The sequence below is a fragment of the Lysobacter hankyongensis genome (assembly GCF_039543145.1).
Lineage (GTDB): Bacteria > Pseudomonadota > Gammaproteobacteria > Xanthomonadales > Xanthomonadaceae > Lysobacter_I > Lysobacter_I hankyongensis.
The window spans coordinates 402,942-427,271 of the sequence record NZ_BAABJE010000014.1; the positions used below are offsets into that span (position 1 = coordinate 402,942).

Below are 24,330 nucleotides of genomic sequence, written 5' to 3' on the forward strand. Positions count from 1 at the left end.
ATGCATGCGACATGCGGCCAGCGGCCTTCAGTACGACTTGCTGGCGCGCATCGCGCGCACGCGTTCCGGCGCCGCGAACGCATCGCTGCGCGCGGCGTCCCAGTAATCGCGGAACACGGAATGATCGGCGCTCCCGTCCAGCAGGGCGCCCGGCGCGAGGAAACGGTAGAGCGCGCCAAGCGATCTGACCTCGGTCGGCGACACCCGGCGCAGGATGTGCTCCGGCCCCAGCTCCGAAGGGTGGGACAGCCCGGCGGCGGCGAGCAGTTCGCCCAGCGCCTTCAGCGTGTGTCGATGGAATTGATGGACGCGGGTGGCCTTGTCGGGCACGTCGAGCTTGCGCCAGCGCGACGGGTCCTGGGTGGCGACGCCGGTGGGACAGCGGCTGGTATGGCAACTCTGCGCCTGGATGCAGCCCAGCGCGAACATGAAACCGCGCGCGGCGTTGCACCAGTCCGCGCCCATGGACAGGGTGCGCGCGATGTCGAAGGCGCTGGCGATCCGTCCCGCCGCGCCGATGCGGATGCGGTCGCGCAGTCCGATCCCGACCAGCGTGTTGTGGACCAGCATCAAGGCTTCGTGCATCGGCAAACCGACGTGATCGATGAACTCCGCAGGCGCCGCGCCGGTGCCGCCCTCGCCGCCGTCGACGACGATGAAATCTGGCAGCACGCCGGTCTCCTGCATCGCCTTGGCGATCGCGAACCACTCCCAGGGATGGCCGATCGCCAGTTTGAAGCCGGCGGGTTTGCCGCCCGACAGTTCACGCATCCGGGCGACGAACTGCAGCAGGCCGATCGGCGTGGAAAACGCCGAATGCCGCGGCGGCGAGACGCAGTCCACGCCCTGCTTCACGCCGCGGGTGGTGGCGATCTCGGGGCTGACCTTCGCTGCCGGCAGCACGCCGCCGTGACCGGGCTTGGCGCCCTGCGAGAGTTTCAGCTCGATCATCTTCACCTGCGGATCGCACGCGTTTTCGGCGAAACGCGCCTCGCTGAAGCTGCCGTCGTCGTTGCGGCATCCGAAGTAGCCGCTGCCGATCTCCCAAACCAGATCGCCGCCGTGTTCGCGGTGGTAAGGCGAGATCGAGCCTTCGCCGGTATCGTGATAGAACCCGCCGCGCCTGGCGCCCGCATTCAACGCGCGGATCGCATTGGCCGACAGCGCGCCGAAACTCATCGCGGAAATGTTGAACACGCTGGCGTCGTAGGGCTGCGCGGTCTCCTCGCCGATGCGGATCCGGAAGTCGGTCGAAGGAATCTCGCTCGGCATCACCGAATGGTTGATCCATTCGTATTCGCTGCCGTACACGTCCTGCTGGGTACCGAACGGCCGGGTATCGTTTTCGGCTTTCGCGCGCTGGTAGATCAATGCGCGTTGCTGGCGCGAATAAGGCACCTCGGCGGTATCGGATTCGATGAAATACTGGCGCATCTCCGGGCCGATGGATTCCAGGCCGAAGCGGAAATGCGCGAGGATCGGATAGTTGCGCCGCAGCGTGCTGCGACGCTGCAGCAGATCCCAGGTGCCGAGAGCGGCGAAGGCTCCGAACACGGCCGGTAGCCAGATCCAGCCCGCACCGAAGAAGACGACCGCCGCGAGCGAGAGCAGCGTGAGCAGGAGACTGGCGAGATAGACGGCGTAGCGCGACATGGAACTCCCCGACAGGATGCACGCCGCGCGTGCGGCGATGGCGCGGATGCGCGCATCGCTGATCTCCAGCATGCGCCTCGAACCGCGCCGCGATGACGATGAACCGCATCGAACGACAACGCGCCGCAGCGCGGCAGGACTCACAGCCCCGATGTACCTGGTGCCCGGGGTGGGACTCGAACCCACACGACTTGCGTCGGGGGATTTTAAGTCCCCTGCGTCTACCGTTTCGCCACCCGGGCCGTCCGAAACGACCGGCGTGAACGCATCTTAGATGCCCGCACCGGGAAATCAACGATCGCGCGCGGTGCGATGACGCCGGCAACGGCGTCGCCGCGCTTGCATCGACATGAACATCGGATCGGATCGGCAGCGCGCTCAGCGCAGTGCGCGACCGTCCGGAGGGGGCATCGGCGGAATCGATGTCTGATCCGGCGAGCCGCCGACGAAATGGCGGATGCGCGGCGTGGTCCCCGGTTCCAACAACGCGAGAATGGCCTCCTGCAGACGGCGCTCGTCCCCGGTCACGCGTTCGTGCTGGCGCAGATGTTCCAGCCACGAACTGTCGATGAAGTATTCGAGATGCAGGCCCGGCTCGGCGGTGTCCTCGACCACGCCCCACGCCACCGCGCCGTCGCGCCGACGGCTGCGTCCCAGCGGCTGCATGGCGTGCAGGAATGCAGCGCGATTGCCCGGCGGCACGCGGTATTCGATGGTGACCAGCACCGGACCGCGTTCGCCGTCGATGTCGTCGGCGACGATCGGCTGCGGCCAATGCCCGGACGGCATGGCATCCACCTGCGCCGCCCCCGCGAGCCGGAAGCGCAGGCCGAAGACGGCGGAGAGCACCGTGCCCAACGCCGCCGCAAGCAACGCGTGCCGCGTCGAGGACCACTGCGCCAGCGCGCCCCACCCGAGGCTGCCCGCGGCCATGCCCGCGGAGAACACCACGATGTAGAGCGAGAGCGCCCGCGCCCGCACCCAGGCCGGTACGGAGGTCTGCGCGGCGATCTGCAGCGAGGAAAGCACCGCGATCCACGCGAAACCGTTGATCATCGCCAGCGGATACAGCGCGCGGACATCGCGGATCAGCGCCAGCCCCGCGATGCAGCCCGCGTAGACCAGCGACGCGAGGAAAATCATGCGATCGCCGTCGATCCGGCGCCGCAACCGCGGCAGAAGGATGGCACCGGCCACCGCACCGAGACCGACGCAACCGAGCAGCAGTCCGTAAGTGCCGGCGCTGGCATGCAGGTCCTGCCTAACGACGATCGGCAACAGTGCGGTCATCGCGCTGGCGAACACGAAGAAAGCGGCGGCCTTCACCAGGACCGCGCGGAGGATTCCGGCCTGGCGCGCGTAGCGCAACCCTGCGCGCAGGGCGACACCGAAGGATTCCGGCGGCAACGATGGACGATCCGCCGGCCGGCGCCAGCGCACCAGCACCAGCATCACGCCGAGGAAAGACACGGCATTGATCGCGAACGCCCAGGCGATGCCCGCCTGCGCCACGAGCAACCCGCCCAGCGCCGGCCCGATGGCGCGCGCGATGTTCATGCTGAGGGAACCGAGTGCGACCGCCGGACCCAGCATCGGCCGCGGCACGAGTTCGGGCGTGACCGCCTGTTGCGCCGGCATCGCCATCGCCGCACCGATGCCCAGACCGAAGGTCAGCAGCACCAGCGTCCATGGCCCCATCAGGCCGACATGCGCGAGCACCGCGAGCGTGCTGGCGATCATGAACATCCACAGCTGCGCCGCGATCAGGTAGCGGCGCCGGTCGACGATGTCGGAGAGCGTGCCGGCGACGATCGCCAGCAGCACCACCGGCAGCGTCGTCGCCGCCTGCACCGCGGCCACCATCAGCGGCGATCCGGTGGTGTCGGCCATGACCCACGACGCCGCGATGTCGTGGATCCAGGTGCCGATATTGCCCACGAGGATCGCCAGCCACAGCGCGCGGAAGGTCGGCTGGCGCAGCGGCGACCACGGGCCGGGCGGCGGGGCATCGATGGTCGGGGCATCGCCGCCCCGTGCGCCATCGTCCGCGTGCGCCGCGCTCATGCGTCGGCGCTCCGGCGCTTCGGCGGGATCGTGGCCGCATGGATGCGTTCGATCGCCTCGGGTTTCGGAAGGATGCGCTTCATGTGGGCATTCACGGTGTCGCCGGAGATAGGCCACTGTACTGCGACACGCATGTCGGCATTGCCGGTTTCGACACGCGCGAACGGGAGGCGGTCGAAACGGAACGGGCCGGTGCCCGTGGCCCGCGGGATCGGTGCGACGCGCGAGACGACCCGCGCGGGCGGGCGGATCTGGCGCGGAAACGCGATATCCGTGGTCAGACCGCGGGATCGGCCCAGGGCGCGGTCACGAACGCCTCGGCGAGGTGATCGATGAGCAGTTGCACGCGCGCAGGCCGCACCCGACCCGGCGGCGTGACGATATGCAGCGCGATCGGTGGCGGCGTCCATGCCGGCATCACCGCTTCAAGCCGGCCGTCGCGCAACTCGCGCCAGACCAGGAACTCGGGCTGCAACGCGACACCGAGGCCGGCGACCAGCGCCGGGTTCAGCGCTTCGGCGTTGTTGACGCGCAACGACGCCGGCACGCTGATCGAAAAATCGCCGTGGAGCGGATGGCCGAAGCGCCAGGCCGCGCCGAAGCGCGACTGCGTGTAGAACAGCGCATCGTGCTGCGCGAGTTCGCGCGGATGGCTGGGGCGGCCGCGCCTGTCGAAGTAGGCCGGCGCACCGACCAGCAACACGCGCACGCCGCACAGGCGTCGCGCCAGCAGGCTGGAATCGGCCAGCGCGGAGATGCGCAGCGCCAGATCGAAACCGCCGCCGACCAGATCGACGATGCCGTCGTCGAAGTCGATTTCCAGCGTGATCTCGGGATGCCTCGCCATGAACGCCGGCAACACCGGCGACAGGTGCGCGATGCCGAACGACATGGGCACCGCCAGCCGCACATGGCCGCGCGGGTTGCGCGCCTGCGCGGTGATCTCGGCTTCCACCGCCTCGCCCTCCGCCAGGATGCGGCTGGCACGCTCCAGCGCGGCGCGTCCGCTCTCGGTCAGCGACATCCGCCGCGACGTGCGGTGGAACAGCACCGTCTTCAGGCGCGATTCCAGACGGGTCACGGCCTTGGAGATGGTGGCCTGCGACAGCCCGAACTCCGCCGCCGCACGCGCGAACGATCCGGTTTCCGCGACCTTGGCGAAGATCGCCCAGGCTTCCAGGTCGGGCAGCTTCTGCATGGCGGAACCTCGTGTCGTTATTGGAAAGAATGTATTTCCATTATTTCCATTCTAAACCTGATCGGACAGGACTATCGTGCCGTCCATCCCCTCCGCACGACACCAGACCAAGGAGTCCCCCATGATCCTGCATCGCCCCTTCGACAGCCTCGGCGGCGCCAACCACGGCTGGCTGGACGCCAAGCATCACTTTTCGTTCGCCGGCTACCACGACCCCGCGCGCATGGGCTGGGGCGCGCTGCGGGTCTGGAACGACGACACCATCCAGGCCCAGACCGGCTTCCCGCCGCATCCGCATGCGGACATGGAGATCGTCACCTACGTCCGCGAAGGCGCGATCACCCACCAGGACAACCTCGGCAATCGCGGCCGCACCGAAGCCGGCGACGTGCAGGTGATGAGCGCGGGCACCGGCATCCAGCACGGGGAATACAACCTGGAACCGGATGCGACCCGGATCTTCCAGATCTGGATCATCCCCGACGCCCGCGGCGGCGCGCCGACCTGGGGCAGCAAGCCCTTCCCCAAGGGCGACCGCAGCGGCCGGTTCTCGGTGCTGGCCAGCGGCCTGGACGGCGACGACGACGCACTGCCGATCCGCGCCGCGGCCCGCGTGCTGGGCCTGACCCTGGCGGCCGGCGAGTCCGCCGAATACGACTTCGGCGCCGACCGTTACGGCTATCTGGTGCCGGCCAAGGGCGCGGTCGAAGTCAACGGCGTGCGCATCGACGCCCGCGATGGCGCCGCGATCCGAGACGAGCGCGCGATCCGCGTCACCGCGCTCGAAGACGCCGAACTGGTACTGGTCGACACCGCCCCCTGATCGGCCCTGTCCGCGACACCCCGCGGCGATCCCCGGCGCCGCCCCGCGCGGCGCCGGACGCGGAAACGCACCGCCATCCAATCCCGCCCCGTGTTCCCGCCGCGTCGTGCGGTCTCGACCACGGACACCACACCCAGACATCCAACGAGGAATCCCATGGCCAAGGTCCTGGTGCTGTACTACTCCGCCTACGGGCATATCGAAACGATGGCGCAGGCGATCGCAGAAGGCGCGCGCGGCGCCGGCGCCGAAGTCGACATCAAGCGCGTGCCCGAGCTGGTGCCCGAAGACGTCGCGCGCCGTTCCCACTACAAGCTCGACCAGGCTGCGCCGATCGCCGCCGTCGAAGATCTCGCGCAGTACGACGCGATCGTGATCGGCACCGGCACGCGTTTCGGGCGCATGTCGTCGCAGATGGCCAATTTTCTCGACCAGGCCGGCGGCCTCTGGGCGCGCGGCGCGCTGCACGGCAAGGTCGGCGCCGCCTTCACCTCCACCGCGACCCAGCACGGCGGGCAGGAAACCACGCTGTTTTCGATCATCACCAACCTGCTGCACTTCGGCATGGTGGTGGTCGGCCTGGATTACGGCCATGCCGGACAGATGCGTCTGGACGAAGTGACCGGCGGCTCGCCCTACGGTTCCACCACCATCGCCGGCGGCGACGGTTCGCGCCAACCCAGCGAGAACGAACTGGACGGCGCGCGCCATCAGGGGCGCGTCGTCGCCGAAACCGCCATCCGCCTCAAGCGCTGACGCCACAACCCACATCAGGACACGACCATGCCCACCGCCACGCCCACGCCCGGCCGCAAACTGCTGACTCCGCAGGACCACACCCTGATCCTGATCGACCATCAGTCCCAGATGGCCTTCGCCACCCGTTCGATCGATATCGCCGCACTGCGCACGCACGTCGCGCTGGTGTCGGAAAGTGCCGCCGGTTTCGGCGTCGACACCCTCCTCACCACGGTCGCGGAAGCCTCGTTTTCCGGGCCGTTGTTTCCGGAAATCGTCTCCGCGTTTCCGGGCGCCACGGTCTACGACCGCACCAGCATGAACGCGTGGGAAGACGCGCAGGTCGTCGCGCGCGTCAACGCCGGCGGCAAGGGCCGGCTCGTGATCGCCGGACTGTGGACCAGCGTCTGCATCGTCGGCCCGGTGCTCTCGGCGATCGAACAGGGCTTCGAGGTGTACGTCATCGCCGACGCCTGCGGCGACGTCAGCGACGAAGCCCACGAACGCGCGATGCAGCGCATGATCCAGGCGGGCGCCGCACCGATGACCAGCGTGCAGTATCTGCTGGAGCTGCAGCGCGACTGGGCGCGCGGCGAGACCTACGATCTGACGACCGGCATCGCCAAACGCCACGCCGGCGGCTACGGTATCGGCATCCAGTACGCCAAGGCCATGTTCGGCGCATCCGAAGGCGGACACTGAACAGGCCGGCACGACGATGCACGATCCCGCACGCCGACGCCTGATCGAAGCCGCACTCGCCGGTGCGCTGCTCGTGCGCGCCGGCACCGACGCCGACCCCTCCGACGGAGCGCAGGACATGCCCGACCTGATCGTCTTCAACGCCCGCATCACCACGCTCGACCCGGCACAGCCCACTGCGACCGCGCTGGCGGTCGCCGGCGGCGGGATTCGCGCCATCGGCGCGGACGCGGAGATCCTGGCGCTGGCCGGCGACGCCACGCGCATCGTCGATGCCGGCGGCCGACGCATGATTCCCGGCCTCAACGACAGCCACACGCACCTCATCCGCGGCGGCCTGAACTACAACCTCGAACTGCGCTGGGACGGCGTGCGCAGCCTCGCCGACGCGATGGCGATGCTCAGGGCGCAGGTCGCGCGCACGCCGGCGCCGCAATGGGTGCGCGTGGTCGGCGGTTTCAGCGAACACCAGTTCGTCGAGAAGCGCCTGCCGACGCTGGACGAGATCAATCTCGCCGCACCGGACACACCGGTCTTCATCCTGCATCTCTACGATCGCGCCCTGCTCAATCGCGCCGCGCTGCGCGCCGTCGGCTACACCCGCGACAGCCAGGACCCGCCCGGCGGACGGATCGAGCGCGACAAGGCCGGCAATCCCACCGGACTGCTGCTGGCCAAACCCAACGCCTTGATCCTCTACGCCACCCTCGCGGCCGGGCCGAAACTGCCCGAGGCGTACCAGCGAAATTCCACCCGCCATTTCATGCGCGAGCTCAATCGCCTCGGCGTCACCTCGGTCATCGACGCCGGCGGCGGCTTCCAGAATTTTCCCGACGACTACGCGATCGTCCGCGCGCTGCACGCCGACGATCAGCTCACCGTGCGCATCGCCTACAACCTGTTCACCCAGAACCGCGGCAGCGAACGGGAGGACTTCGAGCGCTGGAGCCGCATGCTGTCGCCACGCGAGGGCGACGCGATGCTGCGGCACAACGGCGCCGGCGAAATGCTGGTGTTCTCGGCCGCGGACTTCGAGGATTTCCGCGAACCGCGCCCGGAACTCCCGGAGGCGATGGAGACCCAGCTCGAAGACGTCGTGCGCCTGCTGGCGACCCGACGCTGGCCGTTCCGCATCCACGCCACCTACGACGAGAGCATCGGCCGCATCCTCGACGTCTACGAGCGGGTGAACCGCGACGTGCCGTTCGATGGACTGCACTGGATCGTCGACCACGCCGAAACCATTTCCGAGCGCAACATCGAACGCGTGCGCGCGCTCGGCGGAGGCATCGCGATCCAGCACCGGATGGCCTACCAGGGCGAATATTTCGCCGAACGGTATGGCCGTGCGGCCCTGGCGCGCACCCCGCCGGTGCGGCACATGCTGGATGCAGGCGTGCCGGTCGGCGCCGGCACCGACGCCACCCGCGTCGCCAGCTACAACCCATGGGTGGCGCTGTACTGGCTGGTCACCGGCCGCACCGTCGGCGGCATGGCGATGTACGCCGACGACAACACCCTCGAACGCGAGGAAGCGCTGCGATTGTGGACCCGCGGCAGCGCCTGGTTCTCGGACGAGGAAGCCCGGAAAGGCATGCTCGCACCGGGGCAGTACGCCGACTTCGCGCTGCTGTCGGCGGACTTCTTCCGCGTGCCGGACATCGAGATCCAGAACATCACGAGCGTGCTGACGGTGGTCGGCGGCCGCATCGTCCACGGCGACGGCACGTTCGCGCCGCTGGCGCCGTCGCTGCCGCCGCCGATGCCCGACTGGTCGCCGGTGCGCCATCACGGCGGCTATCAACCGGGCACGCTCGGACAGGCCACGAGCTTGGCCGGGATGCATGCCCACGGGCATGCGCACGGCCCCGCCTGCAACGTGCATCGGGATGGACACGCCGCGCACCACGACCACGCGGGCGGCGACCTGCGCGGCTTCTGGGGCGCGCTCGGCTGTTCGTGCTTCGCGTTCTGATGCGATCGCGCCGCACGCGACCGCCCGCCTTCATCCACCACCGACGCCGACCCGTCGTCCTTCCCTTCTTCCCCCGACACAGGAGTCAACGCCATGGGCACCATCACCACCCGCGACAACGTGCAGATCCATTACAAGGACTGGGGCCCCCGCGACGGCCGCGTCGTGGTTCTCAGCCACGGCTGGCCGCTGAACGCCGACAGTTGGGAATCGCAGATGTTCTTCCTCGCATCGAACGGCTATCGCGTGATCGCCCATGATCGTCGCGGCCATGGCCGTTCCAGCCAGCCGTGGGACGGCAACGACATGGATCACTACGCCGACGATCTGGCGCAGCTGCTCGACCATCTCGACGTGAAGGATGCCGCGCTGTTCGGTTTCTCCACCGGCGGCGGCGAAGTCGCGCGTTACGTCGGACGCCACGGCACGAAACGCGTCGGCAGACTCGGGCTGATTTCGGCGGTACCGCCGCTGATGCTCAAGACCGACGACAACCCCGGCGGCCTGCCGATCGAGGTCTTCGACGGCATCCGCGCAGGCTCGATCGCCGATCGCTCGCAGCTCTACAGGGACATCGCCGGCGGCCCCTTCTTCGGATTCAACCGCGCGGGCGCGAAACCGTCCCAGGGCATGATCGACGCCTTCTGGCTGCAGGGCATGCTGGCCGGGCACAAGAACACCTACGACTGCATCAAGGCGTTCTCGGAAACCGACTTCACCGAAGACCTGAAGAAGTTCGACAAGCCGACCCTGATCGTGCACGGCGACGACGACCAGATCGTGCCGATCGACGCTGCGGGGCGCGCATCCGCCAGACTCGTTCCGCACGCGACATTCATCGTCTACCAGGGCGCACCGCACGGCCTCGGCGACACCCACAAGGACAGGCTCAACCAGGACATGCTGGCGTTCCTGGCATCCTGATCGACATCGGCTGCATCGCGCCGCGACGGAGGTCGTGGCGCTTTGCCTTGATCGAACGGAGCTCGCAGCCTGCTCGGCATCACGGCGTTCGCAATGTCGCACACGATCCTCGGACTGACCGGCGCGTCCTTGCAGATGCTGCTGCTCAGCGGGACGCACGCGCCCGACTGACGACGCGTCCGCAGCCGTGCGGCGCGTGCGGGATTCCAGCCTCTTCCATCGCGGAAACAAGCATGAACACATCGCAACAGAACAGCATCGCCACGGTCCGCGCATACATCGACGGCACGCCGTATCGGGTCGAACTCGAGGACGATCTCGCACATGCGTGGTCGTCCGACATGACTTCCGAACAGGGCGGCGGGAACGCAGGCCCGACGCCCAAACATCTGCTGCTGTCGAGCCTCGGCGCATGCACTGCGATCACCCTGCGGATGTACGCGGCGCGCAAACAATGGCCGCTCGAAGCCGTGGACGTGGAGCTGCATTTCGATCCGGACGGCAAGCCCGCGTCAGGAACCGAACTGCGACGCCGGATCGTGCTGCACGGCCCGCTCGACGACAGCCAGCGCGAACGCCTGCTTCAGGTGGCCAACGCCTGCCCCATCCACAAGGTCCTCACCGGCGAAGTCCGCATCGCGACCTCCTTGGCGGCGGACACCGGCGCATGAGCAGGTCGCGCGACCGGGTCGGAGGAAGGATGCGGCGGCATCGACAGACGACCGCCACGAGGCCCGCATGCCCGGCCGGGAAAACCCAACAAAAAACCCGCCTGAGCGGGTTTTTTGCGAAACTGGAGGCTTGGGTCGGAATCGAACCGGCGTACACGGCTTTGCAGGCCGCTGCATAACCACTCTGCCACCAAGCCGGTGACGGAATCGTAGCGGAACACGAGGTCGCTGTAACGACCGTCGCGATGACAAAGCCAGGAAGCGTCCTGCTTCGACCTCGAAACCGCCGTCGTGCGGCGATGCATCCCTACGACATGACAAACCCCGGCAAGCCGGGGTTTGCTGGAAACTGGAGCGGGAAACGAGACTCGAACTCGCGACCCCGACCTTGGCAAGGTCGTGCTCTACCAACTGAGCTATTCCCGCGGTGGAATTGAAATTTTAGCGTCTGCGGCGGCGGTGTCAACACTCTTTTTTTCATCCGCCATCAAAGCCGGCCAGGCCGAGATCAGATAGTGGGCGCCGGACCACAGTGTCAGCAGGGCCGCGGCGGCCAACATCCAGTCGCCGATGTGGAAAATCGGGTCGCCCGGCCACGGCGCAGGTTTGCTGCCCGGCACCACGGAATACAGCAGGCACAACAGCGCCACCATCTGCACCACGGTCTTGATCTTGCCGATGGCGGCGACCTTCACCGTCGCGCGCTGGCCGATTTCCGCCATCCATTCGCGCAGCGCCGATACCGCGATCTCGCGACCGACGATCACCGCCGCCCAGAACGCCATCCACGGCGTGGGATGACCCTGCACGATCAGGAACAGCGCCACCGCCACCATGAGTTTGTCGGCCACCGGATCGAGAAAGGCGCCGAAGGCCGAATGCGACTGATAGCGGCGCGCGATCCACCCGTCCAGCCAATCGGTGATCGCGGCCAGCGCGAAGACCACGGCGGACGCGAAATTGGTCCACGCATACGGCAGGTAGAAGACCACGACCAGCACCGGGATCATCACGATCCGCGCGAGGGTCAGCATGGTCGGTACCGTCAGCTTCATGAAGTTCCTTGCGATGCGAGTCCGTGGAGAGAAGTGTAGATGCGCTCGGCCAGCGCGGCGTTGATGCCTTCGACCCGGGCGATCTCCTCGATCCCCGCCGCCTTCAGGCCGCCCAACCCTCCGAAATGCCGCAACAGATTAGCGCGTCGGCGGGGGCCGATGCCCGGAATCTCTTCGAGCTTGCTCGCATTCCGCGCCTTCTGTCGCCGTCCGCGGTGGCCGGTGATCGCGAAACGGTGGGCTTCGTCGCGGACCTGCTGGATCAGTTGCAGGCCAGGCGAACCCGCCCCGGGGCGCAGTTCGCGGCCCGGCTTGCCATCGACGCCGGGCAGCAGCAGGGCTTCGTCGCCGGCCCGGCGCGCTTCGCCCTTGGCCACGCCGACCACGTACACGTCGACCACCCCCAGGTCGGCCAGCACGGCATTGGCCTGGGCCACCTGCCCGGCGCCACCGTCGATCAGCAACAGATCCGGCAACACCGCCCGGGGCGGCCGGGGAGCCGGATCGTCGCCCGCGCCATCCGCATCCGCGGACGCCGCCGCTTCGGCGGCCTCCACCGCTTTCCTGAACCGCCGCTCCAGCGCCTGGCGCATCGCCGCGTAGTCGTCGCCGGGCTCGATGCCCTCGATGTTGTAGCGCCGGTACTGCCCGCGGACCGGGCCCTCGGCGTCGAACACCACGCACGAGGCCACGGTGGCCTCGCCCATGGTATGGCTGATGTCGAAGCATTCGATCCGTTGTGGCACTTCGCCCAAGCCGAGCAGATCGCGCAGGCCTTCGGCGCGCGCGCGCTGCGCGGCGTTGCTGCCCACTTCGGTCGCCAGCGCCATCTCGGCGTTGCGGCGGACCAGATCGAGATAGCCGGCGCGTTCGCCGCGGACGCTGGCCTTGAGCTGGACCTTGCGGCCGGCGGCGATGGACAGCGCTTCCTCGATCAATGCGTGCTCGTCGATCTCGCGATCCAACACGATCTCGCGCGGCGGCGTCTGTTCGGCGTAGTACTGCGACACGAACGCGCCCAGCACTTCCTCGGCGCTGTCCTCGCCGTTGGTCTTCGGGAAGAAGCTGCGGGTGCCGAGATTGCGGCCGTCTCGGAACATCAGCAGCATCACGCAGGCCTGCGCGCCCTGCATGGCCACCGCCAGCACGTCGAGATCGGCGGCGCTGCCGTCGACGTACTGCCGCGATTGCAGTTTTCGGATCGAGGCGACCAGATCGCGCAGTCGCGCGGCTTCCTCGAAATCGAGGCGTGCGCTGGCCTCTTCCATCGCCGCGCCCAGTTCGGCGGTGAGATCGTCGCTGCGGCCGTCGAGGAACATGGTCGCCTGGCGCACCGCATCGGCGTAATCGCGGGCCTGCACCAGACCCACGCAGGGCGCGCTGCAGCGGCCGATCTGATACTGCAGGCAGGGCCGCGAGCGGTTGCGGAACACGCTGTCCTCGCAACTGCGCAGGCGGAAGATCTTGTGCATCAGGTTCAGCGTCTCGCGCACCGCCAGCACGCTGGGATACGGGCCGAAATAGCGCCCCGGCAGCGAACGCGCGCCGCGGTGGAACGCGATCCGCGGCCACGATTCGCGGGTGAGCACGACATACGGGTAACTCTTGTCGTCGCGCAGCAGCACGTTGTAGCGCGGATGCAGCGACTTGATCAGCTGGTTTTCCAGCAGCAGCGCTTCTGCGGGCGTGCGGGTGACGGTCACGTCCATGCGCGCGATCTGCGACACCATGGACGCGGTGCGCGTCGGCAGCGCCTTGGTGAAGTAGCTGGCGACGCGTTTCTTGAGCGCCGCGGCCTTGCCCACGTACAGCAGGCTGCCGTCGGCGGCATACATCCGGTACACGCCCGGCGCGGTGGTCAGCTCACGGGCGTAGGCACGGCCGTCGAACGCGTCGCCGGCCGGCGGGGCAACGTCCTTCGGGGTCATTCGCCGTCATTCACCGATGGGGATCTGGCGCAGGCTGCCATCGCCGGTATCGAAACGCAGCACCGCATGGGCATCGGTATCGGCGATCCAGACCACGCCGTTCAGCACCGCCAGGCCGGCGGGCCCGTGCAGACGCTGCGGCAGGCTGATCGTGCTCACTTCGCCGCCGCCCAGGCGCAGGGTGCGCAGCTGGTCGTTGCCGCTGTCGGCGATCCACAGCACCGGCGCGGTGCCGTCGAGGGCGATCGCCTGCGGCTGCTGCAGCAGGGCATCGGTGCGCGACCCTTCGACGTTGCCGAAACGCCAGGCGCCCTGGCCCACCAGCGTGGTCACCTGGCGCGTGCGCAGATGCACGCTGCGGATCGCCGAACCGGCCTCGTCGCAGACGTAGAGAATCTGCTGCACGACGGACAGAGCGCTCGGGCCCACGAACGCGGCTGCGGGCCCTTCGCCGTCGATCATGTCCATCGCGCCCGAACCGGCCAGCAGCCGGAGCGAACGCTCGCCGAGATCGTAGGCCCAGATCCGGTTGTCGCCAGCGGTGGCGATGCAGACGAGATTCGAGGGGGAGACCGCGACCGCGCGCGGCTGGTCCAACGCCACCGAACGCGGATCGTGAACCACGCCTTCGATCGGCGCACCCGGGCGACCGGCGCCGACCAGGGTATCGACATCGCCGGTGCTGAGCTTGATCCTGCGGACCGCGTGGTTGCCGGTGTCGGCGACGTACAGGGCGTCGCGCTGCAGGCACACGCCCTGCGGGTTCTGGAATGCCGCGAGTTCCATGGGGCCATCGATGAAACCCGGGCCGCCGCTGCCGAATTGGCGATGGATCCGCCCGGTGGGGGTGCATTCCAGGACGCGATGGTGGCCGGAATCGACGACGTACACGTACTGGGCGTTCGCGACGATGCCCATCGGGAAGCGCAGCGGCAGATCGGGCTCGTGATTGCGACGCAGCTCGATGGGATCCGGGTTCGCCGACTGCGGCACGGCTTCCGCGCGCAGCTTCGAGAGCTGCGCATCGAGATCGCGCACGGGCGTGTCGCCGACGATGCGATCGCGGACCCGGCCCTCTCCGTCGAGAAGCACGACCGTGGGCCAGGCATCGACGGCGTAGTGTTGCCACATCACCCAGTCGGCGTCGTGGGCGATCGGAAAGTCCAGCGGCAGACGATGCAGGCGCTTGAGCGCGCGGCGCGGGTCGCGTTCATGATCGAAGCGCGGAACGTGGATCGCGACCACGTGCAGGTATTCGGCGTGGCGTTTGCGCAGGGTCGCGAGATCCGCGAGGCGCTGCTGGCACCAGGCCGAGCCGGCGTTGACGAACGCGAGCGCGGTGATCTTGCCGCGCAATTGCGCCATCCGCAGCGGCTTGGCGAGATTCAGCCACTCGAGGGTGGCGGGGAATTCGGGGGCGGGCGTCGTATCCATGGGTGGGTCAGCATCCTCAGTCCGGGCGCGAGCGTCAACCTGCCAGCCCTCGGAGGGGCGGCCAGTCATCAACGGGGGCGCACCAGCCGTTCCGCGATCGCGACCGCGGCGGCATCGACCATCGCCCAGACCCGGCGGAAATCCTCGGCATCGCCGGTGTAGGGGTCGGGAATCTCGGCACCATCGCCCTGCCCGGCCCATTCCAGCAGCAGCGCGGCCTGCGCCGTTGCGCCGGCCGGCGCCATCGCGCGCACGTCGCGCAGCACGCTGCGGTCGGCGCAGAGCAGCCAGTCGAAGTGGGCGAAGTCGCCCGGGCGCAGTTTGCGCGCGCGCTGGGCGCGGATATCGACGCCGGCCTCGGCCGCGATCGCGATACTGCGACGATCCGGCGGCTCGCCGGCATGCCAGCCGCCGGTGCCGGCGGAATCGACCTCCACCCAGTCCAGACGCCTCTGCGCCAGCTGCGTGCGCAGCGCGCCCTCGGCCAGGGGCGAGCGGCAGATGTTGCCGAGACAGACCATCAGCAGGCGCATGGTCAGGCCACGCCGGTCGCGAGGAAATGCTCGGCGCGCGCCAGATCGTCCGGGGTGTCGATGCCCGGCGGGAACGCGGCCGGGGTCAGCGCCACCGCGATCCGGCGGCCGGCCTCCAGCGCCCGCAACTGTTCCAGCGATTCGATCCGTTCCAGCGGCGACGGCGGCAGCGCGGCGAATTCGGTCAGGAATCCGGCGCGATAGCCGTAGATGCCGATATGCCGCAACCACGGCCCGCCCGCCGGCAGGGTCGTGCGGTCGAGGGCGAAGGCGTCGCGCGCCCACGGCAGCGGTGCGCGGCTGAAATACAGGGCATCGCCGTTGCCGGCGCGGACCAGCTTGACGGTGTTGGGGTCGAACAGCGCTTCGGCCGTCTCGATCGGCGTCGCCAGTGTGCTCATCGGCGCGCCGGAAGCGACGAGGGTGTCGGCGACGGCGCGGATCCCCGCCGCCGGCGCGAACGGCTCGTCGCCCTGCAGGTTCACGACCACGGTGTCGTCGGGCCAGCCGGCCTTGGTCGCGCATTCGGCCAGACGGTCGGTGCCGGAGGCGTGGTCGGGAGAAGTCATCGCGATGCGCACGCCGCTGCCGGCGAGCGCATCGGCGATGCGGGCGTCGTCGGTGGCGACCCAGACCTCGCGCGCGCCCGCGGCCAGCGCCCGGCGCGCGACGTGCAGCACCAGCGGCTCGCCGCCCAGCAGGCGCAGCGGCTTGCCCGGCAGCCGCGAGGCGGCGTAGCGGGCGGGAATGGCGACGACGAAATCGATGCTCATGGCCTCATCTCTTCTGCAGCGCGCCCACGCCGGCCCAGCTCCAGCCGAAGACGACCGCGGCCAGCCACAGGAACGCGACGGCGAAGCAATCGCCGGCGAACGGAATGAACGGGAAGGAATTGAGTTCCGGCTGCTGCAGCAACAGCGGCCACAGTTCCAGCTCGACGAAATCCAGCAGCGTGCGCACGCCCATCCACATCGGCACCAGCCAGCCGGCGGAGAGCAGCGCGAGCAGCGCCCGGAACCATCGCGTTCCGGTCATCGGCGTATTCGTGTTCGTCATCCGCGGGGTCCTTTCGTCGTTTCGTGCAGGCGATCCAGCAGGGCCACCCAGAAGGCTTCCGGCAGTTGCGCGCGGATCGGCACGCTGTACAGGCCGTCGGCGGCGAGCGCGGCGCATTTCACCGCGTCCTTTTCGGTCATCAGCACCGGCAGTTCGCTGCCGAAGGACAGATCCGCGGCGGTGTAACGATGGTGATCGGGAAAGGCATGCGGCACCACCGCCATGCCGAGACCGCGCAGCATCGCGAAGAACCGCTCGGGGTCGCCGATGCCGGCGACCGCATGCACGCGCTGGCCCGCGAACGCGGACAGCGGCACGTGGCGCGATCCGCGCAGGGCCATGGCGTCCCTCGACGACAAGCGCATCGGCCATTCGCCGAAACCGGCGCCGTCCTGTGCGTGCCCGGGAACATCGTGCCCGGCGTCGTGCGCGCCCTCGCCAACGGCCACGTCGGTGCCGAGATTCACCACCCGGAAATCGCAGCGTTCGCCGCGCTCGGGCGGTTCGCGCATCGGTCCGGCCGGCAAGGGATTGCGGTTGCCGTAACGCCGGCGCCCGTCGATCACTTCGATCTCCAGGTCGCGCGCCAACCGGTAATGCTGCAGGCCGTCGTCGCAGACGACGATGTCGCAGCCCGCCTCGACCAGCGCCGTCGCCGCCGCGACGCGATCGGCGTCCACGCGCACCGGTACGCCGGTGCGGCGCGCGATCAGCACCGGTTCGTCGCCGCCCAGCGTTGGATCGGTCGCGGCATCGACCCAGCGCGCGACGCCGGCCTGGGTGCGGCCGTAGCCGCGACTGGCGACGCCCGGCTGCAGGCCTTCGGCACGCAGGCGCTCGACCAGCGCGATGGTCAGCGGCGTCTTGCCGCTGCCGCCGGCGATGAGATTGCCCACCACCAGCACCGGCCGGCCGGGATGACGGCTGCGCAGCAGGCCCTTGCGATACAGCGCGGCGCGCGCGGCGACCGCGCCGGCGTAGACGCCCGACAGCGCGCGCGCAGGCCAGGGCGGCGCACTGCCGTCGAACCAATAGGCCGGAGGTTGCCGGGCCGCGCCGCTCATGCCGGCGCGTCTGCGCCGCCCGATGCGCCGTCGGCCTCGCGGAACTGCATGCGATGCAGATGCGCGTACAGCCCGCCGTGCGCGAGCAGTTCGGCGTGGGTGCCCTGCTCCACCAGCCGGCCCTGATCGAGCACCAGCACCTGATCGGCGTGTTCGATCGTCGACAGTCGATGCGCGATGACCAGCGTGGTGCGGTCCGGCATCAACCGGTTGAGCGCGTCCTGCACCAGCCGTTCGGATTCGGTATCGAGCGCGGCGGTGGCCTCGTCGAGGATCAGGATCGGCGCATCCTTGAGGATCGCGCGGGCGATGGCGAGCCGCTGCCGCTGCCCGCCGGACAGCCGGCCGCCCTTGCTCCCGATACCGGTGTCCGCGCCCTCGGTCAGCTTGTCGACGAATTCGCTGGCGTTCGCGGCATCCAGCGCGCGGCGCACGCCGTCTTCGCCCGCGGTCGCGAGCTCGCCGTAGGCCACGTTGGCGGCGACGCTGCCGTCGAACAGCATTACCTGCTGCCCGACCAGCGCGATCTGCCGGCGCAGGTCGGCCAGACGGTAATCGGCGATCGGCTGTCCATCGAGCAGGATGTCGCCGGATTCGGGTTCGTAGAACCGCGGGATCAGCTTGATCAGGGAAGACTTGCCGCTGCCGGAACGGCCGACGATCGCGGTCACCGTGCCCGGCTTCGCGACGAAGGAAATATCGTCCAGGGCCGGCTGCGTCTGCCCGGGATAACGCGCGCCGACGGCGCGGAATTCCAGCGCGCCGCGCGCGCGCGCCAAGGTGTGCGTGCCCTGATCGCGCTCTTCCTCGGCATCGAGCACGCCGAACAGGCGCTCGGCCGAGGCGATGCCCTTCTGCAGCATGTTCTGCACGTTGGTGAGCTGCTTCAGCGCCGGGATCATCGCCATCATCGACATCATCAGGGTGACGAAACCGCCGGCGCTGAGCCGCCCGGCCACGGCCTCGCGGCCGGCGAAGAACAGCAGCAGCGCCAGGCCGATCGCGCCCATCAGCTGCACCACCGCCGAGGAAATGCTGCGGGTGGATTCGACCTTCATGGCGAGTCGCAGATTCTCGTCGGCGAGCGCGCCATAGCGCTCCAGTTCCGCCGCCTGCGCGCCGTAGATCTTCACTTCCTGCTGATTGTTCAGGGTCTGGTCCGCGGCCTGCATCAGGCGCCCGCCGCTTTCCTGCACCCGATGACTGAAGCGGCGATAGCGCCGGGCGACCTTGTTCATCAGGAACGCCAACGGCGGCGCCATCACCAGGATCGCGATGGTGACCTGCCAACTGGTCCACAGCATCACCGCCAGCGCGCCGATGATCTGGAACGACTGCTGCAGCATGACCTTGGCGGCGTCGACCGCGGCGTTCGCGACCTGATCGCTGTCCGAGCCCAGGCGCATCAGCATCGCCGGCACCGGTTCGCTGTCGAAGCGCAGCCCGGGCAGGCGCAGATATTTGCCGAGCACACGCACGCGCAGGTCGCGGGCGATGCTGCGCGCGGAGCGGCCCATGCACACGTCGGTGACGTAACCGGCGATGCCGCGGACCACGAACAGACCGACGATGGTCAGCGGCAGGATCAGGCTGAGCGTGGTGTTGCGGCTGATGAAGGTCTCGTTGACGACCGGTTCCATGAGTTTCATGAACGCGGAGCCGGCGGCGGCCTCGATCAACATGCCCACCAGCGCGAGCACCAGCAGCGGCCGGTACGGCCGGGCGAACCCGAGCAGCCGGCGGTAGATCGGCCACGCCGGGGCGCGGTCGGACTGGCTCACTTGCGCGCTCCCGCAGGGGCGGGCTTCGGCGCCGCCGACGCATCGGCGCGCTGTTCCGGTGCGGTCGCGATGCTGATCTGGCGGAAGCCGAGCTGGCCGAGTGCATCGAGCGCAGTCACCACCGACTGGTGCGGCGTGCGCGCGTCGGCGCGCAGCAGCACCGGGCGCTTGCGGTCTTCGCCGGCGACTTCGACGATCGTGCGCTTGAGCGATTCCACGTCGGTGCGCAGCGCCTCGCGGTCCTGCACGAAATAGCGGCCCTCGGCGTTCACCAGCACGCTGAGCGCCTTCGACGCCGCCTCGCTGGGCTCGCCGTTGGCCTGCGGCAGCTGCAGTTTCAGCACCGAACGCGCGTCGAAGGTGGTGGTGACCACGAAGAAGATGATCAGCACGAGGATCACGTCGATCAGCGGCACGAGGTTGATCTCGGGCTCGTCGTCGGCGCGGAAATCGCGGATGCGCATGGCGGTCAGGTTCCCGACACCGGCGGCGTGATCCCGCGCGCGCCGGCGGACATCGGTGCCGAGGCGTTGCGCGGCGTGTCCAGGGTATCGAGCAACTGGATCGCCTCGTGCTCCATGTCGACGATGTAGCCGGCGATGCGACCGCGGAAATAGCGGTGGAACATCAGCGCGGGGATCGCGACGATCATGCCGGTGGCGGTGCAGATCAGGGCCTTGCCGATGCCGCCGGCGAGTTGGTTCACGTCGCCGATGCCGCTGTCGAGGATGCCCAGGAACATCTGGATCATGCCGACCACGGTGCCGAACAAGCCCAGCAGCGGGCCGGCGGCGGCGATGGTGCCGAGGGTGTTGAGGAATTTCTCCATCCGGTGGACCAGATGACGACCCACGTCCTCGATGCGTTCGCGGATCTGGTCGCGGGGACGCTGGCGCACGTCCAGTGCGGCGGCCAGCAGCGCGCCCAGCGGCGAGGTGCGGCGGAGCGAATCGATGTGCGAGGGGTCGAGGTTGCCGCGCGCCGCCCAGGCGCGCACTTCGTCGCCCAGCCCCGGCGGGAGGACGGTCTTGCGGCGGAGGGTCCAGAACCGTTCGAGGATGATGCCCAGCGCGACCACCGTCAGCAGCAGCAGGGGAATCATCGGCCATCCGCCCGCCTTGACCAGTTCCAGCACGTCGTATCCTCCGGCCCAAGGCCTTGTTCATTCAGGGACATGGGCGACGCCGATCGCCCAGCATGTCATCGGGTGTCTCGTTCGGCGTCGCCGCGGCACGGGGATGTGCCGTCGTCGTCGCCATAGGATAGCCGACACGCTTGGGCCTGCCTGCCGGCCGCATCCCACATCCGGCGATGGCGCCCGCGCTCGGTCTCGAACCAGACGCCGTCCGGCCCGAGCCGGAACCGCAGCGCGCCGGACTCGGCCGTCAGCGGCGTCCGCGCGCCGTGATGACGCCAGAGGTCGACCACCGCCGGCTTCGGGTGCCGGAAGCGATTGCCGTAGCCTGCCGAGACGGGCGCGAACCGCGCCCCGGTGGCGGCGACGAAGGCCGGATCGGAAGAGCCGTCGCTGCCGTGATGCGCGACCAGCGCCACCTCGGCCCGTACCGCGGCCGGATCGCGCCGCAGCAGATCGCGTTCGACGACTTCGCCGATGTCGCCGGTCAACAGGAACGCGCCGTGCGCGGTCTCCACCCGCAGCACGCAGCTGGATTCGTTGCGCAGATACGGAAAATGCGGCGGCGGATGCAGGAAGCGGAAACGCACCCCGTCCCAGGTCCAGCCGGCATCGGCGCCGCAGTGCTGCAGGCGCGGATGCATCAACACCGGGATCTTCGCGGCGAGCCCGCTACCTTCGGGTGCATATCGCCGGGCGATCGGGAAGACCGCGGCGACCGCGGCGAAACCGCCGGCATGGTCGTTGTCGCCATGGCTGATCACCGCCGCATCCAGCGCACGCACGCCCAGCGCCCGCAGCGCCGGCACCACCGCACGCTCGCCGGCATCGAAACCCTCGGGCACCGCCGGGCCCATGTCGAACAGCAGGCGATGGTGCCTTGTCCGCACCAGCACCGAGAGCCCCTGACCGACATCGAACATCACCAGTTCCGCCTCGCCCTGGCGCGGAAGATCGCGATCCGGCCACAACAGTGGCAGCCACAGCAGCAGAGCCAGCGGCTTGCCGGGCGCACCGCGCGGCAGCAGCCAGCAGAACGCGGCCAGCAACGCCAGCGGCAGGGCGTACCAGCCCGGCTCCGGCAGCCACCACAGCGCCAGCGGACTGTCGCCGATCCACGCGAACAGCTGCCAGCTCGGATCGAACAGCCCGGCGGCCAGGCGCCACAGCGGCGCACCCCAGCCGGCGTGCAGCGTTTCCAGCGCGGTGCCCAGCAGCGACAGCGGCACCACCACCAGACTCCACCACGGGATGGCGATGAGATTCGTCAACGGCCCGGCCAGCGATGCCTGCCCGAACAGCACCGCGCCCAGCGGCAAGAGGCCGATGGTCGCCACCGCCTGCGCCGATAGGAAATCGCGTACCGGATGCCCGCTGCCGCGCGGCAGGCACCAGAGCAGCCACGCCACGCCGCCGAAACTCAGCCAGAAACCGGCGGTCAGCGTCGACAACGGGTCGCACAGCAACACCGCGATCGACGCCAGCGACAGCGCATCCACCGGCCGCCAGCCGCGACGCGACAGTCGCGCCGCAGCGACCACCGCGATCATCAGCACCGTCCGCACCGTCGGCAACGCGAACCCCGCGAGCGCGGCATAGAGCGCCGCACCGCACAGCGCCGCGAGGATCGCCGCCTGCGGCCGCGGCATCCGCCGTCCCAGCGCCGGCAGCAGCCACCACAGCGCGCGCACCACGAGCGCGAAGAATCCGGCGACGAGACCGACGTGGAAACCGGAAATCGCGATCAGATGGGTCAGGCCGGTCGCGCGCAGTCGCGACCAGTCGTCGTCGCTCAGTCCACGGGTATCGCCGAGCGCGAGCGCGCGCACGAACCGCGCGCCGTCCGTGCGCACCGCCGCCGCGATCCGCCGCGACATCGCCTCGCGCCACGCATGCAGACCGCGCGGACGCCCGATTTCGCGCGCGGACTCCGGATCGCGCACGTAACCGGTGGCGACGATGCGTTCGACCAGCGCGTATTTCTCGCCGTCGACGCCACCCGGATTGCGCAGGCCGCGCGGCGCGCGCAGCTTCGCCGACAGCGTCCAGCGGCTGCCGGCGGCCACCCGCAGTCGAGGGGCGTCGACCGGTGTCGTCGGCGCATCGAAATCGTCGTACCACGCAAGGCGCACGCGCCGGCCGCGCAGTGCGTCCTGCACGGCGGGCATGTCGTCCACGCGCAGCACGAACCGCGTGCGCCGGGCTTCGTGCTGCGGCAGTTCGACGACGGTGCCGGTCAGCGCGACCTGGCGATGCTCCATCGGCGGCGGCAGTTGTCGATGCAGCACCAGCAGGGCGTGCGCGCCCGCCAGCGCGAATCCCACCGCGAACACCGCCAGCCACCGCAATTTTGCTCTCGACACTGGCGGCAGTGCGGTCGCGATCAGCAGCGCGGCCGTCGCCATGCAGGACACCAGCACGACACCGGGCGGCTCCGGTAGCCACAGACAGACCATCGTGCCCGCCAGCAGGGCCAGCGCGAAACGCAGATCGAACACGGCACGCTCCAGCGATCGAAGAGCGCGCAGGGTCGCGTGCCGGTCAGCGCCGGAACATCGGGCGACGACGCATCGTGGTGTCGGAGTTTTCCGAATCGCCACGCCCGACTGCGGTAGACCGCGTCCCCGTCCGGACACAGGATTCCGACGACCCTCGCGGGCGGGATGAGGGCCAGCTAAACAGGTCGGAACCTGCAGGCTTCCCGCCCGGAAAATTCAGCCGGCCGTTACCCGCGCGGCCCTAGCGTGCCGGTCGCGCCATTCCGGCGTCCGGAGTCCACCATGCCTCGCATCGCCGTCTCGCTCCTCGCCGCCGCCCTCATCGTTCCCATGGCCGCCAGCGGCGTCGCCTCCGCACAGACCGCCGGTCATCCCGCTGCCGTACAAGGCCAGTACGCGCAGTCCGAAGCCCCCTATTACGACTACGCCCGCGTGCTGCGCGTCGACCCGGTGCTGCAGTCCGGCTATGGCCCGACCCGCGTCTCGTCGAACGGCAACAACTGCTACAGCGAAGACGGCTATTACACCGACAACCGCGACGACGGTTACGACGACCGTTACGCCGATCGCCGCTACGATGATCGCTACGACAACCGTTACGAAGACCGGCGTTACGACGACCGGCGTTACGACGGCAACGACGGCTACGGCACGAACACCGGCCGCAACGTCGCCACGGTGATCGGCGGCATCGTCGGTGCCGCGCTCGGCAGCAAGGTCGGCGGCGGCTCCGCGCGTTACGCCACCGCCGCGGTGGGTTCGATGGTCGGCGGCATGGCCGGCCGCGAAGTCTACGAAACCGCACAGCGCAACAAGCAACAGCAGGCGCGCCACACCCGCGTGACCGTTTGCGATCCGGTCCGCGACGGCTACGACAACCGTTACCCGACCGCCGGCACCTCCGAGGTCAGCGCCTACGACGTGACCTACGAATACGCCGGCCGGCAGTACATCACCCGCACCGCCTATCACCCCGGCGACCGCATCCGCGTTCGCGTGGACGTGCGTCCGGAATAAGCGCTGCGCACGCCTTCATCCACGCGCCTTGATCCAAACGGAAGACGGGACCCTCGGGTCCCGTCTTTTTTTGCATTCGCC

At 69.1% G+C, this 24,330-nt stretch carries 21 protein-coding genes and 3 tRNA genes; 7 read left to right on the top strand and 17 right to left on the bottom strand.

The window, feature by feature from the left end; translation table 11 throughout:
• Positions 1-27 precede the first annotated feature (27 nt).
• The 4 genes from ABD974_RS13735 to ABD974_RS13750 form a co-directional block, all read right to left on the bottom strand.
• Entirely contained in the window at positions 28-1,653 is a 1,626-nt protein-coding gene (locus ABD974_RS13735) for an FMN-binding glutamate synthase family protein (RefSeq protein ID WP_345303998.1), read from the bottom strand.
• A gap of 158 nt (positions 1,654-1,811) precedes the next feature.
• Positions 1,812-1,895 (bottom strand) — tRNA-Leu (locus ABD974_RS13740).
• A 136-nt stretch (positions 1,896-2,031) separates the two neighbouring features.
• Positions 2,032-3,717 (bottom strand): MFS transporter, encoded by a 1,686-nt coding sequence (locus tag ABD974_RS13745; protein WP_345303893.1) that lies wholly within the window; start codon positions 3,715-3,717, stop codon positions 2,032-2,034.
• A gap of 277 nt (positions 3,718-3,994) precedes the next feature.
• The gene (locus tag ABD974_RS13750) at positions 3,995-4,915 is read right to left on the bottom strand and encodes a LysR family transcriptional regulator (protein WP_345303894.1); all 921 of its coding nucleotides are present in this window, start codon (positions 4,913-4,915) and stop codon (positions 3,995-3,997) included.
• Between the two features lie 121 nt (positions 4,916-5,036).
• Between ABD974_RS13750 and ABD974_RS13755 the strand changes: the two genes are divergently transcribed.
• The 6 genes from ABD974_RS13755 to ABD974_RS13780 all read left to right on the top strand — a co-directional run bounded on the left by ABD974_RS13755 (position 5,037) and on the right by ABD974_RS13780 (position 10,748).
• Complete coding sequence (locus tag ABD974_RS13755) at positions 5,037-5,738, top strand: pirin family protein (protein ID WP_345303895.1); 702 nt, start codon at positions 5,037-5,039, stop codon at positions 5,736-5,738.
• Between the two features lie 156 nt (positions 5,739-5,894).
• Positions 5,895-6,494 carry an NAD(P)H:quinone oxidoreductase gene (wrbA, locus tag ABD974_RS13760; RefSeq protein WP_345303896.1) on the top strand — a complete coding sequence of 200 codons (600 nt, stop codon included), beginning with the start codon at positions 5,895-5,897 and terminating at the stop codon, positions 6,492-6,494.
• Between the two features lie 27 nt (positions 6,495-6,521).
• The gene (locus tag ABD974_RS13765) at positions 6,522-7,178 is read left to right on the top strand and encodes a hydrolase (protein WP_345303897.1); all 657 of its coding nucleotides are present in this window, start codon (positions 6,522-6,524) and stop codon (positions 7,176-7,178) included.
• A gap of 118 nt (positions 7,179-7,296) precedes the next feature.
• On the top strand, positions 7,297-9,153 hold the full coding sequence (locus ABD974_RS13770; protein WP_345303999.1) for an amidohydrolase: 1,857 nt from the start codon (positions 7,297-7,299) through the stop codon (positions 9,151-9,153).
• Positions 9,154-9,246: 93 nt separating this feature from the next.
• The gene (locus ABD974_RS13775) at positions 9,247-10,077 is read left to right on the top strand and encodes an alpha/beta fold hydrolase (RefSeq protein WP_345303898.1); all 831 of its coding nucleotides are present in this window, start codon (positions 9,247-9,249) and stop codon (positions 10,075-10,077) included.
• A 233-nt stretch (positions 10,078-10,310) separates the two neighbouring features.
• The gene (locus ABD974_RS13780; protein ID WP_345303899.1) at positions 10,311-10,748 is read left to right on the top strand and encodes an OsmC family protein; all 438 of its coding nucleotides are present in this window, start codon (positions 10,311-10,313) and stop codon (positions 10,746-10,748) included.
• A gap of 123 nt (positions 10,749-10,871) precedes the next feature.
• On the opposite strand, the gene ABD974_RS13785 is transcribed toward ABD974_RS13780, so the two are convergent.
• From ABD974_RS13785 to ABD974_RS13845, 13 genes are all read right to left on the bottom strand, one after another.
• A tRNA-Cys gene (locus ABD974_RS13785) sits at positions 10,872-10,945 on the bottom strand.
• Positions 10,946-11,098: 153 nt separating this feature from the next.
• A tRNA-Gly gene (locus ABD974_RS13790) sits at positions 11,099-11,174 on the bottom strand.
• Positions 11,165-11,803 (bottom strand): CDP-diacylglycerol--glycerol-3-phosphate 3-phosphatidyltransferase, encoded by a 639-nt coding sequence (gene pgsA / locus ABD974_RS13795; protein WP_345303900.1) that lies wholly within the window; start codon positions 11,801-11,803, stop codon positions 11,165-11,167. Before pgsA ends, ABD974_RS13790 begins: the two co-directional genes overlap by 10 nt.
• The gene (uvrC, locus tag ABD974_RS13800; RefSeq protein ID WP_345303901.1) at positions 11,800-13,731 is read right to left on the bottom strand and encodes an excinuclease ABC subunit UvrC; all 1,932 of its coding nucleotides are present in this window, start codon (positions 13,729-13,731) and stop codon (positions 11,800-11,802) included. The genes pgsA and uvrC overlap by 4 nt, the downstream gene beginning before the upstream one ends.
• 6 nt (positions 13,732-13,737) lie before the next feature.
• Positions 13,738-15,165 carry a thioredoxin-like domain-containing protein gene (locus tag ABD974_RS13805; RefSeq protein WP_345303902.1) on the bottom strand — a complete coding sequence of 476 codons (1,428 nt, stop codon included), beginning with the start codon at positions 15,163-15,165 and terminating at the stop codon, positions 13,738-13,740.
• Positions 15,166-15,233: 68 nt separating this feature from the next.
• Positions 15,234-15,698: a low molecular weight protein-tyrosine-phosphatase gene (locus ABD974_RS13810; RefSeq protein ID WP_345303903.1), complete on the bottom strand. Its 465-nt coding sequence runs from the start codon at positions 15,696-15,698 to the stop codon at positions 15,234-15,236.
• Between the two features lie 2 nt (positions 15,699-15,700).
• Complete coding sequence (kdsB, locus tag ABD974_RS13815; RefSeq protein WP_345303904.1) at positions 15,701-16,471, bottom strand: 3-deoxy-manno-octulosonate cytidylyltransferase; 771 nt, start codon at positions 16,469-16,471, stop codon at positions 15,701-15,703.
• A 4-nt stretch (positions 16,472-16,475) separates the two neighbouring features.
• Positions 16,476-16,754, bottom strand: coding sequence for a hypothetical protein (locus ABD974_RS13820; RefSeq protein WP_345303905.1), 279 nt, complete (start codon positions 16,752-16,754; stop codon positions 16,476-16,478).
• A complete protein-coding gene (gene lpxK, locus ABD974_RS13825) occupies positions 16,751-17,818 on the bottom strand; it encodes a tetraacyldisaccharide 4'-kinase (RefSeq protein WP_345303906.1) in 1,068 nt (355 codons plus the stop codon). The genes ABD974_RS13820 and lpxK overlap by 4 nt, the downstream gene beginning before the upstream one ends.
• A complete protein-coding gene (gene msbA / locus ABD974_RS13830; RefSeq protein WP_345303907.1) occupies positions 17,815-19,599 on the bottom strand; it encodes a lipid A export permease/ATP-binding protein MsbA in 1,785 nt (594 codons plus the stop codon). The genes lpxK and msbA overlap by 4 nt, the downstream gene beginning before the upstream one ends.
• Entirely contained in the window at positions 19,596-20,063 is a 468-nt protein-coding gene (locus ABD974_RS13835; RefSeq protein ID WP_345303908.1) for an ExbD/TolR family protein, read from the bottom strand. Before ABD974_RS13835 ends, msbA begins: the two co-directional genes overlap by 4 nt.
• Before the next feature lie 5 nt (positions 20,064-20,068).
• Complete coding sequence (locus ABD974_RS13840; protein WP_345303909.1) at positions 20,069-20,734, bottom strand: MotA/TolQ/ExbB proton channel family protein; 666 nt, start codon at positions 20,732-20,734, stop codon at positions 20,069-20,071.
• A 65-nt stretch (positions 20,735-20,799) separates the two neighbouring features.
• The gene (locus tag ABD974_RS13845) at positions 20,800-23,232 is read right to left on the bottom strand and encodes a DNA internalization-related competence protein ComEC/Rec2 (protein WP_425562697.1); all 2,433 of its coding nucleotides are present in this window, start codon (positions 23,230-23,232) and stop codon (positions 20,800-20,802) included.
• Between the two features lie 282 nt (positions 23,233-23,514).
• Here ABD974_RS13845 and ABD974_RS13850 point away from each other — a divergent pair, with 282 nt between their 5' ends.
• Positions 23,515-24,249 carry a glycine zipper 2TM domain-containing protein gene (locus tag ABD974_RS13850; protein ID WP_345303910.1) on the top strand — a complete coding sequence of 245 codons (735 nt, stop codon included), beginning with the start codon at positions 23,515-23,517 and terminating at the stop codon, positions 24,247-24,249.
• The last annotated feature ends 81 nt before the right edge of the window (positions 24,250-24,330 follow it).

Excerpts from the sequence above, each read along its gene's own strand:
- ABD974_RS13755 (WP_345303895.1), top strand. The coding sequence starts at position 5,037 with ATGATCCTGCATCGCCCCTTCGACAGCCTCGGCGGCGCCAACCACGGC.
- ABD974_RS13780 (WP_345303899.1), top strand. The coding sequence starts at position 10,311 with ATGAACACATCGCAACAGAACAGCATCGCCACGGTCCGCGCATACATC.
- ABD974_RS13820 (WP_345303905.1), bottom strand. The coding sequence starts at position 16,754 with ATGACGAACACGAATACGCCGATGACCGGAACGCGATGGTTCCGGGCG.
- ABD974_RS13835 (WP_345303908.1), bottom strand. The coding sequence starts at position 20,063 with ATGCGCATCCGCGATTTCCGCGCCGACGACGAGCCCGAGATCAACCTC.
- ABD974_RS13770 (WP_345303999.1), top strand. The coding sequence starts at position 7,297 with ATGCCCGACCTGATCGTCTTCAACGCCCGCATCACCACGCTCGACCCG.
- ABD974_RS13775 (WP_345303898.1), top strand. The coding sequence starts at position 9,247 with ATGGGCACCATCACCACCCGCGACAACGTGCAGATCCATTACAAGGAC.
- ABD974_RS13810 (WP_345303903.1), bottom strand. The coding sequence starts at position 15,698 with ATGCGCCTGCTGATGGTCTGTCTCGGCAACATCTGCCGCTCGCCCCTG.
- ABD974_RS13735 (WP_345303998.1), bottom strand. The coding sequence starts at position 1,653 with ATGTCGCGCTACGCCGTCTATCTCGCCAGTCTCCTGCTCACGCTGCTC.
- wrbA (WP_345303896.1), top strand. The coding sequence starts at position 5,895 with ATGGCCAAGGTCCTGGTGCTGTACTACTCCGCCTACGGGCATATCGAA.
- pgsA (WP_345303900.1), bottom strand. The coding sequence starts at position 11,803 with ATGAAGCTGACGGTACCGACCATGCTGACCCTCGCGCGGATCGTGATG.
- ABD974_RS13850 (WP_345303910.1), top strand. The coding sequence starts at position 23,515 with ATGCCTCGCATCGCCGTCTCGCTCCTCGCCGCCGCCCTCATCGTTCCC.
- uvrC (WP_345303901.1), bottom strand. The coding sequence starts at position 13,731 with ATGACCCCGAAGGACGTTGCCCCGCCGGCCGGCGACGCGTTCGACGGC.
- ABD974_RS13805 (WP_345303902.1), bottom strand. The coding sequence starts at position 15,165 with ATGGATACGACGCCCGCCCCCGAATTCCCCGCCACCCTCGAGTGGCTG.
- kdsB (WP_345303904.1), bottom strand. The coding sequence starts at position 16,471 with ATGAGCATCGATTTCGTCGTCGCCATTCCCGCCCGCTACGCCGCCTCG.
- ABD974_RS13745 (WP_345303893.1), bottom strand. The coding sequence starts at position 3,717 with ATGAGCGCGGCGCACGCGGACGATGGCGCACGGGGCGGCGATGCCCCG.
- ABD974_RS13765 (WP_345303897.1), top strand. The coding sequence starts at position 6,522 with ATGCCCACCGCCACGCCCACGCCCGGCCGCAAACTGCTGACTCCGCAG.
- ABD974_RS13750 (WP_345303894.1), bottom strand. The coding sequence starts at position 4,915 with ATGCAGAAGCTGCCCGACCTGGAAGCCTGGGCGATCTTCGCCAAGGTC.
- lpxK (WP_345303906.1), bottom strand. The coding sequence starts at position 17,818 with ATGAGCGGCGCGGCCCGGCAACCTCCGGCCTATTGGTTCGACGGCAGT.